Annotated in this window: 15 protein-coding genes and 1 tRNA gene; 7 read left to right on the top strand and 9 right to left on the bottom strand. The window is 69.1% G+C overall.

Features of this window, described 5'->3' with window-relative positions; genetic code table 11:
• Nucleotides 1-376: 376 nt before the first annotated feature.
• Genes thiI through BM214_RS01535 form a run of 6 tightly spaced genes read right to left on the bottom strand, consistent with a single transcriptional unit; the run spans nucleotide 377 to nucleotide 5,857 of the window.
• Nucleotides 377-1,849 carry a tRNA uracil 4-sulfurtransferase ThiI gene (gene thiI / locus BM214_RS01560; protein WP_090483453.1) on the bottom strand — a complete coding sequence of 491 codons (1,473 nt, stop codon included), beginning with the start codon at nucleotides 1,847-1,849 and terminating at the stop codon, nucleotides 377-379.
• Nucleotides 1,850-1,877: 28 nt separating this feature from the next.
• Nucleotides 1,878-2,813 (bottom strand): YbgA family protein, encoded by a 936-nt coding sequence (locus BM214_RS01555; RefSeq protein ID WP_090483452.1) that lies wholly within the window; start codon nucleotides 2,811-2,813, stop codon nucleotides 1,878-1,880.
• Entirely contained in the window at nucleotides 2,810-3,478 is a 669-nt protein-coding gene (locus tag BM214_RS01550; protein ID WP_090483451.1) for a response regulator transcription factor, read from the bottom strand. The genes BM214_RS01555 and BM214_RS01550 overlap by 4 nt, the downstream gene beginning before the upstream one ends.
• 20 nt (nucleotides 3,479-3,498) lie before the next feature.
• On the bottom strand, nucleotides 3,499-4,842 hold the full coding sequence (locus tag BM214_RS01545; protein WP_218149022.1) for an ATP-binding protein: 1,344 nt from the start codon (nucleotides 4,840-4,842) through the stop codon (nucleotides 3,499-3,501).
• 5 nt (nucleotides 4,843-4,847) lie between these two features.
• Entirely contained in the window at nucleotides 4,848-5,177 is a 330-nt protein-coding gene (locus BM214_RS01540) for a PepSY domain-containing protein (protein WP_090483449.1), read from the bottom strand.
• Nucleotides 5,178-5,209: 32 nt separating this feature from the next.
• A complete protein-coding gene (locus tag BM214_RS01535; protein WP_090483448.1) occupies nucleotides 5,210-5,857 on the bottom strand; it encodes a cytochrome b/b6 domain-containing protein in 648 nt (215 codons plus the stop codon).
• A gap of 183 nt (nucleotides 5,858-6,040) precedes the next feature.
• Here BM214_RS01535 and BM214_RS01530 point away from each other — a divergent pair, with 183 nt between their 5' ends.
• The 3 genes from BM214_RS01530 to modC all read left to right on the top strand — a co-directional run bounded on the left by BM214_RS01530 (nucleotide 6,041) and on the right by modC (nucleotide 9,243).
• Nucleotides 6,041-7,309: a glycosyltransferase gene (locus BM214_RS01530; RefSeq protein ID WP_090483447.1), complete on the top strand. Its 1,269-nt coding sequence runs from the start codon at nucleotides 6,041-6,043 to the stop codon at nucleotides 7,307-7,309.
• A gap of 183 nt (nucleotides 7,310-7,492) precedes the next feature.
• Complete coding sequence (gene modB / locus BM214_RS01525) at nucleotides 7,493-8,179, top strand: molybdate ABC transporter permease subunit (RefSeq protein WP_090483446.1); 687 nt, start codon at nucleotides 7,493-7,495, stop codon at nucleotides 8,177-8,179.
• Nucleotides 8,176-9,243, top strand: a complete 1,068-nt coding sequence (gene modC / locus BM214_RS01520) for a molybdenum ABC transporter ATP-binding protein (protein ID WP_090483445.1) — start codon at nucleotides 8,176-8,178, stop codon at nucleotides 9,241-9,243. The genes modB and modC overlap by 4 nt, the downstream gene beginning before the upstream one ends.
• Before the next feature lie 91 nt (nucleotides 9,244-9,334).
• Here modC and modA read toward each other — a convergent pair whose 3' ends face one another.
• Entirely contained in the window at nucleotides 9,335-10,111 is a 777-nt protein-coding gene (gene modA, locus BM214_RS01515; protein WP_244887804.1) for a molybdate ABC transporter substrate-binding protein, read from the bottom strand.
• Nucleotides 10,112-10,388: 277 nt separating this feature from the next.
• Here modA and modD point away from each other — a divergent pair, with 277 nt between their 5' ends.
• Complete coding sequence (gene modD, locus BM214_RS01510; protein ID WP_090483444.1) at nucleotides 10,389-11,237, top strand: ModD protein; 849 nt, start codon at nucleotides 10,389-10,391, stop codon at nucleotides 11,235-11,237.
• A 67-nt stretch (nucleotides 11,238-11,304) separates the two neighbouring features.
• On the opposite strand, the gene BM214_RS01505 is transcribed toward modD, so the two are convergent.
• A tRNA-Arg gene (locus BM214_RS01505) sits at nucleotides 11,305-11,381 on the bottom strand.
• A gap of 228 nt (nucleotides 11,382-11,609) precedes the next feature.
• Here BM214_RS01505 and BM214_RS01500 point away from each other — a divergent pair.
• The 3 genes from BM214_RS01500 to BM214_RS01490 all read left to right on the top strand — a co-directional run bounded on the left by BM214_RS01500 (nucleotide 11,610) and on the right by BM214_RS01490 (nucleotide 12,911).
• Complete coding sequence (locus tag BM214_RS01500) at nucleotides 11,610-12,257, top strand: peroxiredoxin (protein ID WP_090483443.1); 648 nt, start codon at nucleotides 11,610-11,612, stop codon at nucleotides 12,255-12,257.
• A gap of 145 nt (nucleotides 12,258-12,402) precedes the next feature.
• Complete coding sequence (locus tag BM214_RS01495) at nucleotides 12,403-12,636, top strand: ParD-like family protein (RefSeq protein WP_090483442.1); 234 nt, start codon at nucleotides 12,403-12,405, stop codon at nucleotides 12,634-12,636.
• Nucleotides 12,633-12,911 carry a type II toxin-antitoxin system RelE/ParE family toxin gene (locus BM214_RS01490; protein WP_090483441.1) on the top strand — a complete coding sequence of 93 codons (279 nt, stop codon included), beginning with the start codon at nucleotides 12,633-12,635 and terminating at the stop codon, nucleotides 12,909-12,911. The genes BM214_RS01495 and BM214_RS01490 overlap by 4 nt, the downstream gene beginning before the upstream one ends.
• Nucleotides 12,912-12,918: 7 nt before the next feature.
• Here BM214_RS01490 and BM214_RS12915 read toward each other — a convergent pair whose 3' ends face one another.
• The gene (locus BM214_RS12915; RefSeq protein WP_090483440.1) at nucleotides 12,919-16,638 is read right to left on the bottom strand and encodes a sensor domain-containing protein; all 3,720 of its coding nucleotides are present in this window, start codon (nucleotides 16,636-16,638) and stop codon (nucleotides 12,919-12,921) included.
• Between the last annotated feature and the right edge of the window lie 106 nt (nucleotides 16,639-16,744).

Raw genomic sequence — 16,744 nt, 5'->3', positions numbered from 1 at the left:
AGCAGTTCCTCGCGGATCATGGTGTGACCGCACTGAGGGCATTTCACCTGGGTGCAGGACATCCCCTGCTCATGGGGGATCCGTGTGCCGCACTTGGCGCAGACACACTGACCGCCCGGGCCGAAGGCCCCGCCCACGTTGCGGCCAAGCCGCTGACCGCCGGGGCCCGCACCCAGGCCCCGCCCACGACCGTAGCCTGTACCGGCCGGACCGGTTCCATCTCCTCTTGGCATGACGTTCACCTCCTCGACTGGACGCTGCCGCCGGGACCTTGCCCGGCATTGCTCAAGGAGGTTAGTGCACATATGTCCATATCGTCAAGCGCACGGAACCCGGGCGCCCACGGCAGGGACAGGGGATCCGGCAGGAGTGGACCTCAGGCGGGGGTATCCGCCCCGCTATGGGTCCAGGTCCGCTTCAATCGGGCCAGATCACCGCGAAAGGCCTGGGCGCGGTAGCCGGCGGCCTGCAGCCGCTCGGCCAGCACCGCCGCCTGGGTGCCCCGGCTGCAGTAGAGGAGATAGGGATCTTCCTTGGGTAAGCGCCCGAATCCCTCGGCCAGTTCATCGGCGGGATGGTTCTCGGCACCGGGCAGGTGCCATTCCCGGTACTGGCTGCGGGGGCGGCAATCCAGGATGCGGGCCCCCGCGGGCAGGGTATCCGTGAAGATCCCCGGATCCACCAGTTCCTCGTCGGACAGGGCCAGGAGATCCCGCTCCCGGGCCGCCTCCACTGCCCGGCGGAGCAATGCCCCGTCCAGCCGGGACTCATGGTGGTCGATGCGGTCCCGGCGGGTGCTCACCGCCGGGCGGGCGTGGGTCAGGGCGCAGAACTCGGGGACCCCCTCGGAGAGGGCGAAGGTGCCGATCTCCCGCGCCCGATCCATGATCTCCTGCTTGTCAAAGCCGATGAGGGGGCGCAGCACCGGCAGGTCCGAGGCCACATCGATGCTGTTGAGATTGGACAGGGTCTGGGAGGACACCTGACTCAGGGCCTCCCCGGTCACCAGGGCCTGGGCCTGGATGCGGTGGGCGATGCCGCAGGCGGCGCGGTACATGAGCCGCTTGATGAGGACCTGCCACAACTCCGCCGGCAGACGGGACTTGAGATCCTCCACCGGCTCCCGGAAATCCACCACGAACAGGCGCGGTCGCGTGCCCGCGGCCCAGCGCTCCGACAGCAGCCGCGCCACCTGCACCACCAGGTGCTCATGGGCGGCCCCGCCCACGTTGCAGAAGACAAAATCCACCGCCGCCCCCCGGCGCATGGCGTACCAGGCCGCCACCGCCGAATCGAAGCCGCCGGAGAGGAGGGCCAGGGCCCGCCCCTGCACCCCCACCGGCAGGCCGCCGGCGCCGGGGATACGGCGGGCGTGCAGATGGGCCCCATCCGGCTGCAGCTCCACCCCCACCACCACCTCCGGGTGGTCCAGGTTCACCTGACCGGGACCGTCCAACGCCGCGCCGACGCGGCGCTCGATGTCCTGGGTGGAGAAGCGCGCCTCTCCCTGACGCACGCAGCGCACCGCATAGGTGCGCCCCTGCACCACCTCGGTGAAGCGCTCCCGGGCGACACGGCAGATGGCCTCCACCTCCCCCTGCACCACCGCCTCCACCGGGGAGAAGGAACTGATGCCGAAGATGCGCGGAAGCACCTCGGCGGCCGCCTCCGGCTCCGGGGTGCGCAGCAGCAGACGCCCCTGATTCACCCGCAGGCTATGGGGAATGTCCGCCAGGGCGGCGCGCAGGTTGCGCCGCAGGGCGTTGCGGAACTTGCGCCGGGTGCGCCAGGACTTGAGATGCATCTCCGGTGCCTGACGGATGATGATGGGGAGTGCGTTTTCGGTCATATGGATCGGCATGGCTGCCGCCCCGGGATCAGCCCCGGGACAGGAGGGACGGGGGACACGGATCCAGATAGGATTGCCGCCGCACCCAGGCCAGCTCCAGCTCATCGGCCAGGGCGCGCAGACACGCCAGCACCCGCGGTCTCGGGCACCGGCCGTGCCGGTAATCCTCTATGGTCTCGCGCACCTGCGCCCGGCGCAAGGGATCCAGTGGTCCCCGCAGGTGACCGGCCAGGTGCTGCAGGGCGTCCACGTGCCGGCCCCGGGTGGTGGGGCCCGCCAGGGCCGCCATGAAGCGGCGGGTGTACTCCCCGGCCAGGGCCTTTTGGGGCCAGCGGCCCGCCTCGGCCACCAAGCGCCCCAGGCGGGTATATGCCGGTCTGCCATGCACCAGCAGGAGCATCTTCTCCCGGGCGTGGAAGGCGGCCAGATCCCCCCGGGTCCAGGGCCCGGAGAACAGCGCCCGCAGCCGGGCCCGGGCGAAGACACGGATGCAAAAGGCCTCCCGCGCCGCCGGATCCTCCAGGGCGTCCGCCTCCGCCCTCACCACCTCGGGCGCCTCGGCCTTTAGGGCCGCGGCGAACACCCCCGGGACCGCTTCCCTGCCCCCCATCACCTCCACGGCCAATCCGCAGCTGGGGGAGCGAGCCTTGAGCAGGCAGCCGTCCAGGGGGCCTTGCCGCAACCGTTCCAGGCTGCAGGCCACGCCTCGTTCCAGGGCGGCGGTGAAGTCCCGGCCCGAGTCATTGCCCCGCACCCGCAGGCCACCTGCGGGGGTGCGCGCCAGGTGCACCGGCTCCCGGGGCGCCCCGAGCCCCGCCGAGAACTCGGGGCAGACCGCCACCAGCTCCACATGCGCCGCCAGATGGGAAACGATCCAGTCCTGCCGCCGGTGATCGCCGTCGTAACGCACGGCCTCCCCCAGGAGACAGCGGGAGACCCCCACCCTGGGAAGCGGCCGATTCATGCATCGGTCTCCAGGACATAGCCCTGGCCGCGGCGGGTGCGGATCCACCCCGGTCCCAGCTTCTCCCGCAGGCGGGCGATGTAGACCTCCACCACGTTGCTGTCCCGCTCGCTCTCGTATTCGTAGAGGTGTTCCGCCAGGCGGGTCTTGGACAACACCTGTCCCGGGTGGCGCAATAGATAACGCAGCAGCCGGAACTCCGTGCCCGTGAGGGGCAGACTGCCGTCCCCCTCCGCCGCCACCAGCATCTGGCGGGCCTCATCCAGGCACCAGGGCCCCAGGCGCAGTACCGTCTCCCGGGCGGGGGCGGCGCGGCGCAGCAGGGCATGCACCCGGGCCAGCAGCTCCTCCACATGGAAGGGCTTGCCCAGGTAGTCGTCGGCACCGCGGCGCAGCCCGTCCACCCGCTCGCGCCAGCCGCTGCGGGCGGTGAGGATGAGCACGGGCACGGTCCTCCCCGCGGCCCGCCACTGTTGCAGGATCTCCAGACCGGGGCGGTCCGGCAGCCCCAGGTCCAGGACGATCAGGTCGAAGGCCTCCTCGGCCCCCAGGTGATGACCATCCACCCCGTTGTCCACCCAGTCCACCGCCAGACCCTCCCGCACCAGGCGTGCCCGCAGGCGCGGCCCCAGTTCCGGGTCATCCTCGATGATCAACACGCGCACCCAGGTCCTCCTCCAACACGTCAGGGATCTTCGCCATATCCAGGCAGGGGCAGGGTGAACTCCACCCGCAACCCCCCCAGGTCCACGGACCCGTGGTAGCGGATGTCTCCGCGATACTGATCGACGATGTCCTGCACGATGCCCAGCCCCAGGCCATGACCCCCCCCCTCGTCCAGCACCGCCCCGGTCTGCCCGAGTCGGGCGCGGCGTTCGGCGGGCAGACCGGGGCCGTCGTCCTCGATGATCCCCTCCAGGGTGTGCCGCGGCGAGACCCACAGCCGCACCCGCACCCGGGATGCGGCCCAGCGCCAGGCGTTGTCCAGGAGATTGCCGAAGAGCTCCAGCATGTCCTCGCCATCCAGGGGCAACACCCCATCGGGGGCCTCCAGATCCAGGGTCACGCCACCGCCATGGATCCGCTCCAGGACCTCGGCCAGAGACCGCAGTTCCCCGCGCACCTGAAAGCCGGCCCCGGGGTGGTCCTTGCCCGCCAGACGGGCGCGGCGCATCTCCCGCTCCACGGTACCCGTCATGGCGCTCACCTGGGTGCGCAGGGCCCGGGCCGTTGCCGAATCCCCCCCTGCATCCAGGTCATCCGCCAGCTGCCCCAGGACCGCCAGCGGGGTCTTCAGGGCATGGCTCACATTGCCCAGGGCGCGGCGGCTGCGGTTCAGGCGCAGGCCGTGATGGCGCACCAGGCGGTTCACCGCCTGCAGCACCGGGGCGATTTCCCGGGGGCCGCGATCATCCACCGGACGGGCCTCCCCCGTCTCCAGGCGGCGGCAGGCAGCCACCGCCGCGTCCAGCGGACGCAGCGAGCGGCGGATCACCCAAAGCTGCAGCCCCAGGACCAGGGCCACCGCCACCAGGGTGGCCCAAAGGAAGCGGCCCTGCCAGCGGGCCACGGCATCCGCCAGCGGCCCCACCTCCTCGGCCACGGAGAGGGTTACCCGATCCCCGTCGATGCGGTATCCCCGGGAGAGCACCACCAGGCGCTGGTCCAGGGGTCCCGGCGCGCGGGTGATCCGCCGATGGCCCACGGGCACATCCGGCGTCTTTAGATCCTCATCCCAGAGGGAACGGGAGCGCACCACCCCGCCGGGGCCCTGGATGCGGAAGTAGTGCCCCGACAGGGGGGCACTATAGACCAACCCCAAGGCCGCCCCGAATTCGGCGGGGGGGCGTTCGCTCTCCAGAAGCCGTGCGTAGAGGGTATCCAGGTCGTGCTCCAGACCCTCCACCACATGCCCCTGCACCAGGGTGGACAGGGTGACCCGCAGGACCGCCGCCTGGGCCAGCACCAGGGCCAGCAGACCGGCGGCGGCCAGCAGGGTCAGCTTCAGCCGTAGGGAGAGCCTGCGCACCGTGATCAGTCACGAGGACCGCGGCGCCGGTGCTGCAGCAGCTCGCCGGTGCCAGCGTCCATGTAGAGCTTGTGCAGGACCCCGTCCGCGTCCAGGATCTTGAGTTCATAGACGTGGCGGCCCCCTTCCCGTTCCAGTTCCGCCTCGATGAACTCGCCCCGGACCACCTGCCCCGCCCGTTCCAACATCTCGGCCATGGGCAGGATCTCCCCGCTGGCACGCAGCTCCAGGATGCGGTCGTGCTCCCTGCGGTCATCCCCGTGGGACACAGCAGGAAAGACCAGGGCCGTGATCAGCAGCAGGGGCAGGATCCCCGCAATCCACGGGGTATGCATGGCGTTTCCTCCAGCGGATCCCTGAAACCGATTCATGACCGTTCCTCCTGCGTATCCTCGTTGTCCACCTGCTTGCGCCCGGTGATCATCCCGGCCGCCAGGTTCTGCCCCTGCATCAGGCTGCCCAGCAGTACGCCGGCCAGATGGAGCAGGACCAGGGCCAGGGTAAGGTTAGCGAAGAATTCGTGGATCTCTTCCCAATCCCGGCCACCGGACTCGGCGTGGCCCTCTTCCTCATGTTCTTCGTATTCATCGTCTTCGTATAGAGATGTGGACTCTTGTTCGCCGGCCACCATTCCAGCCAGAGGCCCGGCCGACTCCTCGGCCGCCAGCGTCGCCATGCCACTGACGGTCAATCCGATGAGGCTCAGGAACAGGAATACATACACCCATCCCGCCAGGGGGTTATGGCCGGCCTCCCGTTTCATCCGACCCTGCAGCATCTCCCGGACATGGGCCATCACCTCGCCCGGGGGACGCACGAAATCCCTGAAGCGGGCATGTCGGGGGCCGATGAATCCCCATACCACACGGACCGCCACCAGGGTCAGGGCCGCATAGCCCGCCAATACGTGGGGCTGGTGTTCCGTGAACCAGGCCACGGCGAAGGCCGCCGCCAGCCCCCAGTGGAACACCCGCACCAGCGGATCCCAGACCCGTTGCTCTGTGGTCGCATTCATCTCCCGTACTCCCTCTCTTGCTTGTGGGTTTGTCATACGCGGATCATTGTGCGGGGTGAAACTGAAACGAAGCTGAAAACAGCGGGAAACACCCCGGCGGCTATGGGACGGCGGGCCCGGTTCCGCTAGGATCACCGGGTCCGGCCACCGGCCGCTCCATCCAACCCAGCCACGGAACGCCCCATGCGCCATTGCGACCTGACCCTGGCCTACACCGAGACCAGCGGCGGCATCCGCACCTACATCGACGCCAAGCGGAGGCACATCCAGCAGCACACCGAGGACGAGCATGTGCTCATCGTGCCGGGCCCCCAGGACCGCATCCAGCGGGAGGGAAGACTCACCCGCATCGAGATCCGCTCCCCCCTCATCCCCGGCTGCCATCCCTACCGTTTCTTCACCCGCCCCCACCGGGTACTGCAGGCGCTACGCCAGACCGCCCCGGACACGGTGGAACTGGGGAGTTTCTTCACCTGTCCCTGGGCCGCCTTCCGCTACCGCGCCGCCCAGCGGCGCGCAGGGCGGCCCGTGGTGGTATCGGCCTACTTCCACACGGACATCGCCAACGCCTACGCCGGCGCACCGGTGGCCCAGGCCCTGACCGGGCTGCCGGGGGAATGGGGGGGGCGCATGGGACGCCTGGCGGAGGCCGCGGCCCGGCGGCTCTTCGGTGGGGTCTTCCGCCGCTGTGACCTCACCCTGGCGGCCACGGCGCAGCAGGCCGACCGGCTGCGGCAATACGGCATCACGGGCACCCATATCCTTCCCCTGGGGGTGGACACCGCACGGTTCCATCCCGGGCGCCGGGACCCGGACTGGCGCGCGGAGCTGGGGGTGGCAGCGGAGGACCTGCTGCTACTCTACTGCGGCCGTCTGGACGGGGAGAAGGACGTGCTCACCCTGGCCCTGGCCTTCGCCCTCCTGCAGCAACGCCTCCCCGCCGACGCGCCACATTTCGTCCTGGCCCTCATGGGCGCGGGACCGCACCGCCCGGCCCTGGAGGCCCGGGCCCGGGAGCTGCCGGGGCTGCTGCTGCTGGACTACGAGACGGACCGCAGCGCCTATGCCCGCGCCCTGGCCAGCGCCGACATCTACGTCACCGCCGGCCCCCACGAGACCTTCGGCCTGTCGGTGGTGGAGGCCCAGGCCAGCGGCCTGCCGGTGGTGGGGGTGGATGCCGGCGCCCTGCGGGAGCACGTGCGCCCCGACCGGGGTCGCCTTGCCCCCGTGGGGGACGCCGCTGCCCTGGCCGGACAGATCCTGGAGGTGGCCGGCCAGCACCGGGAACTGGGGGCCGCGGCGCGGCGCTATGTCCTGGAGGCCGGCTACGCCTGGGATCAGACCCTGGAGCGGCTGCTGGCCCTCTACGCCGGGGCCCTGGATCTTCGCCCCGCCGCCCGGGCCCGGCCCGAACGCCGTGGGGAGGGGGCCTGGGACGGCGCCCGACCCTGATCCCTTCCCTGTTGGGAAACGGACATTACCGCACCAAAATGGGGCCAATCCCACCCGATGGGACCCGATCCGGGTCCCAAGAGGGCCTGTGCACGGCCCTCCAGGGATACGGCATTAAATTTGCATTTCATGGAAAAGATGGATCGGCCCGGTCCCTGGCCGATCCCAGGAAAAGGAGAAACCATGCTCACGCCCCAGGACGCCACCGCCCTCTGGCTCACCGTGAAACTGGCCCTGATCACCACGGCCATCCTGCTGGTGGTCTGCGCCCCCGCTGCCTGGTGGCTGGCCCACAGCCGCTGGCGCGGCAAGGTGTTGGTGGAGGCCCTGGTGGCCCTGCCCCTGGTGCTGCCCCCCACGGTGCTGGGCTTTTACCTGCTGATCCTGCTGGGCCCCAGGGGCTGGGTGGGCGGTAGCCTGGAGTCCATGGGGCTGAACCATCTGGCCTTCACCTTCACCGGGCTGGTGATCGGCTCCATGATCTACTCCCTGCCCTTTGTCATGCAGCCCCTGACCAACGCCTTCCAGGCCACGGGCCGCGGCCTGCTGGAGGCGGCGGCCACCCTGCGGGCCTCGCCCCTGGACCGTTTCCTCACGGTGGTCCTGCCCCTGGCACGGCGAGGGTTTCTCACCGCCGCGGTACTCTCCTTCGCCCACACCCTGGGGGAATTCGGGGTCATCATCATGATCGGCGGCAACATCCCCGGGCAGACCCAGGTGGCCTCCATCGCCATCTACGATCACGTGGAGGCGATGGACTACGCCGCGGCCCATCGCCTGTCCCTGGTGCTGCTGGTCCTCTCCTTCACCCTGCTGCTGGCGGTGTACGCCCTGAACCGGCGCTTCAAGGTGGTGGGGGCGGCGGCATGAGCATCCGCGCCGCCTTTCATGTGGACCGGGGGGACTTCGTCCTGGACGTGGACCTGGAGATCCCGGGCACCGGGGTCACCGCCCTGTTCGGCCGCTCCGGCTCCGGCAAGACCACCCTGCTGCGCTGCCTGGCGGGCCTGGAGGCGGCCCACAGCGGCCACCTGACCTTCCGCGGCGAGACCTGGCAGGACGGCCACTGGCAACTCCCGGTGCACCGCCGCCCCCTGGGCTACGTCTTCCAGGAGGCCCGCCTCTTCCCGCACCTGGACGTGCGCCGCAACCTAACCTACGGGCAAAGACGCATCCCAAGGGACCAGCGGCGGGTGGCCTTCGAGGAGACGGTGCGCCTGCTGGGTCTGGAGAACCTGCTGGGGCGTCCCGCCGATGCCCTCTCCGGCGGGCAGCGCCAGCGGGTCTCCATCGCCCGGGCCCTGCTCACCAGCCCCCGCCTGTTGCTCATGGACGAGCCCATGGCCTCCCTGGACGACACCAGCAAACAGGAGATCCTGCCCTACCTGGAGCGCCTGCGGGATGAACTCTCCATCCCCGTGATCTACGTCAGCCATGCCGTGGGCGAGGTGACACGCCTGGCGGACCACCTGGTGCTGCTGGAGGACGGCCGCATCCGCGCCCGGGGCCCGCTGCCGGAGCTCCTGGCCCGATCCGACCTGCCCTTTGGCCGATCCGAGGGGGCCGCCTCGGTGCTGCGGGCCACGGTGCGCGGCCACGACCCGGCGCACCAGCTCACGCAACTGGCCTGCGGCGGTGGCACACTGCTCATGCCCCGGCCAGCGCCGCCCGTCACGGACACCCTGCGCCTGCGCATCCCGGCCCGGGACGTGGCCCTCGCCCTGACCCCACCCCGGGACACCAGCATCCTCAACCACCTTCCGGCCACCGTGGCGGCCATCCTGGATGACCCCCACCCGGGGCATGTCCTGGTGCGGCTGGATACCGGCGGCCAACCCCTGCTGGCACGCATCACCCGCCGCTCACGGGAGCAACTGGGGCTGGCCCCCGGCATGGCGGTACATGCCCTGATCAAGGGCGTGGCCTTGGATTGAAGGCGCCGAGGAAGGGGAGGCATCGCGCCTCCCCGTTGGCCCGCAGGGCGGCCATGCAGGATCCTGGGGCCAGCCGCTGGGGATGGACGCCTCAGGGGGAGCCGGTGTCCGGTATGGCGTAGCCCGCCGCCTCGATCTCCCGCCGCGCGGTGTCCGAGGTCATCCACTCCAGAAACCCCCGGGCCGGGGCAAAATCCGCCGCCGATTGCAGCAGCACCCGCTGCTGCTCGATGGGGGCATAGAACGCCTTCGGGGGGATCCATTGGCTGCCGGACACCGAACCGTCGGGCCGGCGCACCTGGGAGAGGGCCACGAAACCCAGCTCCGCCGCGCCCGAGGCCACCTGGCTGTGGGTCTGGCCGATGGACCGGGCCCGGATCAGACGCCCCTCCTCCTGCAGCCGCGTCCACATCCCCATGGACTGCAGGATCTCCCGGGCCGCTTCACCATAGGGGGCATTGCGCGGATCGGCTACGGACAGGAAGCGGTAGTCCCCCTCGGTCAGCAGCGCCCGGGGGTCTTCCATATCCATCTCCCCTGCGGACCAGAGCACCGGCACCCCCATGGCGTAGGTTTGTCGGGAATCGGGCACCGCCAACCCCTCGTCCACCAGGGCCTTGGGACGCCGGTCATCGGCGGAGAAGAAGACATGGAACGGGGCGCCATTGACGATCTGGGCATAGAGGGCCCCGGAGGATCCGGCGCTCAGCAACAGATCATGGCCGCTTTCCTCCTCAAAAAGCGGTACCAGGCGCTCCAGGGTGCCCAGGAAATTGGCGGCCACCGCCACACGGATCTCCTCCGCCGAGACCGCCGGGGCCAGCAGGACCCCTGTACACATAAACAAGCCCATGAACATGCGTTTCATCCCGATCTCCTTTTGAGGTTTTGCGTGAGAGACCGCCAGCGCAGACCGTTCCGCTCCGGCGTCCCCAGGCTCATTGCACATTCCATGCCTGTGTTGCATGCCCGTCCGATCGTATAAAAGGGATGTCCAAAAGGCCACATTACCCATACCCCGTGTACAGAAAACGCCATGGGATCCTGGGCCATCCCCTCCGCTGGGCGCTTCTGTGAAGGGCCCCCATCTTGCGTGAATCCATCCCCCCCTTTCGGGGACCTCAAACCCAAACCAGGAAACCTCCATGATGCGAGTACAGAGCGACGACGACCTCCATGACCTGCTGCGAGAAGATGCCCCCTACGGTGACCTCACCACACGGGCCCTGGAGATCCCCCATGGAAGTGCGTGGATGCATTTCACGGCCCGGTACGCCATGACGGCCTGTGGCTTGGAGGAGGCCGCCCGCCTGCTGGAACTCCTGGGGTGCAGTGTCACGCTCCGGGCCCGCTCCGGTGACGCAGTGCCGGCGGACGCCCGCCTCCTGGAGGCCCGCGGCCCCGCTGAGGCCCTGCTGCTGGGCTGGAAGGTCACTCAAACCCTGGTGGAGTGGGCCTCGGGCATCAGCACCGCCGCCGCACGGATCACCCGGGCCGCCCGGATGGCCGACCCCGAGGCCATGGTGGCATGCACCCGCAAGACCGTACCCGGAACCCGCGCCCTGTCCCTGAAGGCCATCACCGCCGGTGGCGCCGAGATCCACCGCACCGGGCTCTCGGACACGCTGCTCCTGTTCCCCGAGCACCGACACCTGGCCGACCCGCAGGAAGGGCTGACGGTGCAGATCCGCAGGCTCAGCACCCGCTGCCCCGAGCGCCGCGTGGTGGTGGAAGTGGATTCCCATGAAGAGGCCCTGGAGGCGGCCCGGGGCGGGGCCGATGTGATCCAGGCAGAGAAGTTTCCCCTGGAGGCCCTGGCCCGACTGGCCCATGCCCTGCGGGATTTTCCCGGGGTTCGCCTGGCCGCCGCCGGGGGCATCCATGCCGACAATGCCGCCGATCACGTCCACGCCGGGGCGCGGATCCTGGTCACCTCGGCCCCCTACACCGCGCCGCCCCGGGATGTCAGCGTACGCCTCACCCCCGGGGACTGAGGCCGCGCACCCCCCCAACGCAAAAGGCCCGCACCTTCTCAGGAAGATGCGGGCCTCTCGATGAATATGGCGCGCCCGGAAGGATTCGAACCTCCGACCTTTCGGTTCGTAGCCGAATGCTCTATCCAGCTGAGCTACGGGCGCTGCATTGGAAGCGCGTATTATCTTGATCCACGCCCCCGGCGTCAACCCCCTGAGCCGCCGCATCGCAGCATGGCGCATCCCGGATACGCGCTATTGATATATATCAATCAATAGCCTTTGACTATCCTTCGCATCGCAACATACAATTAGACCTGATTTAAGAATGGAATTAGTCTTAGTTCCGTCGAGATCGCAAATCACCCACAACATCCCATCGAGGAGCACGACATGGAAAACCAGGAACAGACCCCCGGCTTCCCCCAGCTGAACGCCCCGGCCCCCCACTTCCGGGCAGTGACCACCCACGGCGAACGCGCCCTGGAGGACTATCGCGGCAAGTGGCTGGTGCTGTTCTCCCACCCGGCGGACTTCACCCCCGTGTGCACCACCGAGTTCATCGGCTTCGCCGAACGGGCCGGGGAATTCGCCAAGCGCAACTGTGAACTGCTGGGCCTGTCCATCGACAGCGTCTTCTCCCACCTGGCCTGGACGCGCAACATCCAGGAGAAGTTCAATGTGGAGATCCCCTTCCCCATCATCGAGGACCTGAAGATGGAGGTGGCCCGGGCCTACGGCATGATCCACCCCGGTGCCGCCGACACCTCCGCCGTGCGGGCCACCTTCCTCATCGACCCGGAAGGCATCCTGCGGGCCATGGTCTACTACCCCATGAGCAACGGCCGCAGCGTGGATGAGTTCGTACGCCTGCTGGACGCCCTGCAGACCTCCGACGCCCACGGCGTGGCCACCCCGGAGGCCTGGTGCCCCGGCCAGCCGGTGATCGTGCCGCCGCCCAAGACCGCCGAAGGTGCCAAGGCCCGGGAGAACGAAGGCTTCGATTACGTGGACTGGTACTTCTCCCGCAAGTCCCTGTAACCCGGGGTCCTGTCCGAACCGTGCGCACCCTGAGGGTGCGCACGACCCAGGCCCCCTGCCGCGAGCGGCGGGGGGCTTTTTTCTGCTCGCACTCGCCGCATCCGATGACTACAATTGTAGTCCTCTGCAACAGGAGGATAATGGCATGGGCACGGTTTCCGTGCGGATTGATGAAGAGCTGATCCAGGCCGCCCGCACGACGGCCAAGGCGGAGTTTCGCACCGTACAGGGTCAACTGGAGTTCTGGGCCAGGCTGGGCCGGGCGGCAATGGACAATCCCGATCTGCCCACCTCGTTCATCGCCGAGAGCCTCATGAGCATGGCCGAACCCCGGGATGAGAGCATGCCCTTCGTGCCCCGCTCAGCAAACCAAACGTGACCTGGGGCATTCGCCAAACCCGTCGCTTTGCCCGTTCCTACAAGAAACTGCACGACAATGTAGTAGTCCATGTGGACGCGGCCATCGAAGAGGTGGCGCGCAATCCCGATATCGGGAAGAGGAAAAAGGGCGACCTCGCCGCATTGCGGGTTTACAAATTCCGTTGCCTGAATCAAGACTACCTGCTGGGCTATACCCGGGATAGCGGCCTACGGCTGATCTATCTTGAGGCCGTAGGCCCGCATGAGAATTTTTACCGGGACCTGAAACGCTGAATCGGGGTCAGCGGGATGCCGGCAAACCACTGCGGGCCGCCAGCAGTGCGGGGATCTCCGCGGCGGGCACCGGCCGGCTGAAGAGATAGCCCTGGGCCCGGTGGCAGCCCATGTCCAGAAGCCCCTCCCGCTGCGCCTCCGTCTCCACCCCCTCCGCCAGCACCTCCATGCCCAGGCTCTCCCCCAGGGTGGTGATGGCCCGGGCGATGGCGATGTCGTGGTGATCGCCGGGGATGCCGCGGATGAAGCCCTGGTCGATCTTCAGGGTGTTGAAGGGCAGCCCCTTGAGATAGGACAGGGACGAATAGCCGGTGCCGAAGTCATCCACCGCCAGTTGCACCCCCATGGACTTGAGTTCCCGCAGGAAGCCCGCCGCGCCCCGGCGCCGGTCCATGACGAAGGTCTCGGTGATCTCCAATTCCAGGAGTTCTGAATCCAGGCCGGTCTCGGAGAGGATATCGGCCACCGTCTGCACCATATCGCTGCGTTGCACCTGCACCCCGGAGACGTTCACGGCCACGCTGCCGAAATCAAGACCCGTCTCGGCCCAGGCCCGGGCCTGACGGCAGGCCTCGGTGAGCACCCAGCGGCCCAGGGGGAGGATGAGCCCCGTCTCCTCCGCCATGGGGATGAAACGGGCCGGGGAGATCATGCCCCGCTCCGGATGGTGCCAGCGCACCAGGGCCTCCAGGCCCACCACCCGGCCGTCGATGAGATCCACCTGGGGCTGGTAGTGCAGCACCAGTTCGTTCCCCTCCAGGGCCCTGCGCAGCTCGGCCGCCAGGGTGACCCGCTCCCGGGCATAGTCGGTGAGATCCTCGGTGTAGTGGCAATAGGTATTGCCGCCCAGGGCCTTGGCATGGTGCATGGCGGCATCGCTGAACTGCAGCAACTGCCGCATGTCCCGCCCATCCCGGGGGAAGTCGGCGATGCCGATGCTGGCGGTGACAAAGATCTCATGCTCGCCGATCTGGACCGGGGTCTGCACCACCTGGCGCATGGATTCCGCCACCAGATCGGCCCGGCATCTGCCCCCCTCCTCCTCCTGCAAGAGGACGGCGAACTCGTCACTGCCCAGACGCGCCAGGACCTCGTTGCCCTGCAGGACCCCCCGGAAACGGGTCGCCATCTCCATGAGCAGGGCATCCCCCACGCCGATGCCCAGGCTGTCGTTGATGTGCTTGAAGCCATCCAGATCCGCCAGCACCACCGACAACTCGCCCCGGTGGTCACGGCACCAGCCCAGGGCCTGCTCCAGGCGGGCCTGGAAGAGCAGGCGGTTGGGCAGATTGGTGAGGGCATCGCGGTGGGCCAGGCGGTCGATCTGCTCCCGGCTCTGCTGGATGTCGGAGAGATCGGAGAAGACCCCGACGAAGTGGGTCAACTGGCCCGTCTCCGAGCGCACGGCGTTGATCACGGTCCACTGGGGATAGACCTCTCCGTTCTTGCGCCGGTTCCAGATCTCCCCGCGCCAATCGCCATGGAGGCTGATCTCATCCCACAGGCGGCGGTAGAACAGGCGATGATGGCGACCCGAGCGCAGCAGCGCCGGCGTGCCCCCCGCCACCTCCGCCTCGGTGTAGCCGGTGATGCGTGTGAAGGCCCGGTTCACCGCCAGGATACGGGCATGGGCGTCGGTGATGATCACCCCTTCGCTGGTGGCCTCGAACACCGTGGCCCATTGCCGCAGGCTCTCCTCACTGCGCTTGCGCTCGCTGATGTCCTGATAGGCCCCCTGCAGGCGGGTGATGCGCCCCTGTTCGTCGCGCACCGCCTGGGCCAGGGTGCGTACCCAGAGGGTATGGCCCCGGGCCGTGTGCACCCGCACCTCCTCGTCGCAGACCCGGCCCGACTGCGCACAGGACCGCAGCGCCGATTCCAACCGCTCCCGGTCCGCAGGGTCCACCATGTCCAGGGCCGTCTCCGGGTTGATCTCCGTCCCCGGCGGTAGACCGTGGATGCGGCAGGCCTCGTCGGACCACTCCAGGGCCCCGTCGGGCAGGTCCATGGCCCAGCCCCCCAGATGGGCCAGGCGGGAGGCCATGCCCAGGAGCCGCTCCCGGTCCCGCAGCTTGCGCTCCGCCTCCATGCGCTCGCTGATGTCGTGGACGATGGAATACAGCAGGGTACGACCCTGAAAGACGATGGGGCCGCTATAGACCTCCACGTCCGTGACGGAGCCGTCCGCCTTGCGGTGACGGAAGGCGAAATAGTGTTGCGCCATGGCCCGGGCCCGGTCCAGTTTGCGCTGGATCTCGCCGGGCGGGGCTTGATTGATCTGGCGGATCGCCATGCCGCAGAGGGTCTGCCGGTCCCAGCCATAGAAACGGCAGGCGGCGGGGTTGGCATCGATGATCGTGCCGCTCTGCGGATCCAGCAGCATCATGATGGTATGATTGTTCTCGAACAGGGCCCGGTAGCGGGCATCGCTCTCCCGCAGGGCCTGTTCGGCGGCCCGCTCCGACTCGGCCCGCTGCGCCTGCAAGGCCAGGTCCTGCAGGCGTCCCTGCTGCCGCCACACCAGCAGCAGGGCCAGCCCGATGAGTCCCACCCCGCCGAAGGTGAGGGCCGTGATCCAGAAGACCAGGGTCTGCAGGGGCTGGAGCACCTCGTCCCGGCGCACCCGGGTCAGCAGTTGCCACTGCGTGCCGGGCACCCCCCGCTGCGCCTGCAACCAGCGCCCGTCCTCCGCGTCGCGGGCGGGGTCCAGGGTGACGCGCCCGTCCGCATGCAGCCGCTGCCGGCCGCCCTCGGGCAGGGGTCGCAGCAGCAGCGTCTCCCCGTGCTTCATCAGGGAGGACCACCCCCCCAACACCCCCTCCAGGAGCGGTTGCAGGGGCATGCGCAGGGCAAGGTATCCCACCGGGGAATCCTTGCCCTGAGGATCCCGGTAGAGGGGGATGACGAAATCCGCATGGGGCGCGGAGGCCCCGGGCAGGTTGGCAGGTCCATGCACCGCTGCCTGCTGGCGGGTGGCCTGCGACAACAGCTCCGGCGCCACCCCCGCGGCCCAGGTCCCCGTCTCCAGTAGCCATCGCCCATCGGCATCCAGCAGCCCCACACCGCGGTAGCCGTAATGCCGACGCACCGCCTCCAGGCGCGTGCGCAGGTCCTCCCGCCGGCTCTGGAGGCTTCCCGGGGTCTCCCCGGCCAGGGCGGCCGCCTGGGCCACGAATCCGGGATGCCCCGCCAGGGCCCGCCCATCGCTGTACCGTTCCCCCACCCATTGCTGCACGTGGCGCACCTTCTGCCAGGCCAGGGCCTCCAGGTCGTCCTGGGCCTCGTGCAGCAGCTGGGGGGCGTGGATGCGGTGCACCATCACCCCCAGGGCCGGGGCCAGCAACATCAGGCAGAGCAGGATCAGGGAAAGGCCCACGGTGGCCCGGGCAAAGCGGGGCGGGCGGGCGGCGACCGCCGCTGCATCCGGGCGCTGCCGCTCCTGCCAGGTGCGCAGGAGGAAGAACAGTAGCACGGCGGTGGCCACCACGAACCCCAGCCCCTTGATCAGCTCCAGGCGGGCCAGCAGGGACGGATCGGTGACCGCCATGGCCAGCAGGCGGCCCGAGGAGAGGATCCACACCCCGGCCAGGGCGGCATACAGCAGGGTGACCCGGGCCGCCAGGGAGGACGGTAGGAGCGTGGGCCACTGCTTCGCTTTGGACGTGCGCAGGATGATCGCCGGTCTCTCCGTTCCGCCTGCCTGGGGCCCTCCCGTTTCCGGGCGCATCCCGGGGCCGGGGGATCCTCAAATCAGTCTAGATGATAGCCTTGGAGATGCGGCAATGGCCATCCTTGCGGCAGGGATATGCCCCGCGGTCACCGGCGGGGAGGCC

This window comes from Ectothiorhodospira mobilis, from assembly GCF_900114895.1.
Classification (GTDB): domain Bacteria; phylum Pseudomonadota; class Gammaproteobacteria; order Ectothiorhodospirales; family Ectothiorhodospiraceae; genus Ectothiorhodospira; species Ectothiorhodospira mobilis_A.
Note: the sequence above shows the minus strand (reverse complement) of the source record. Positions and strands in the feature narration are given on the sequence as shown.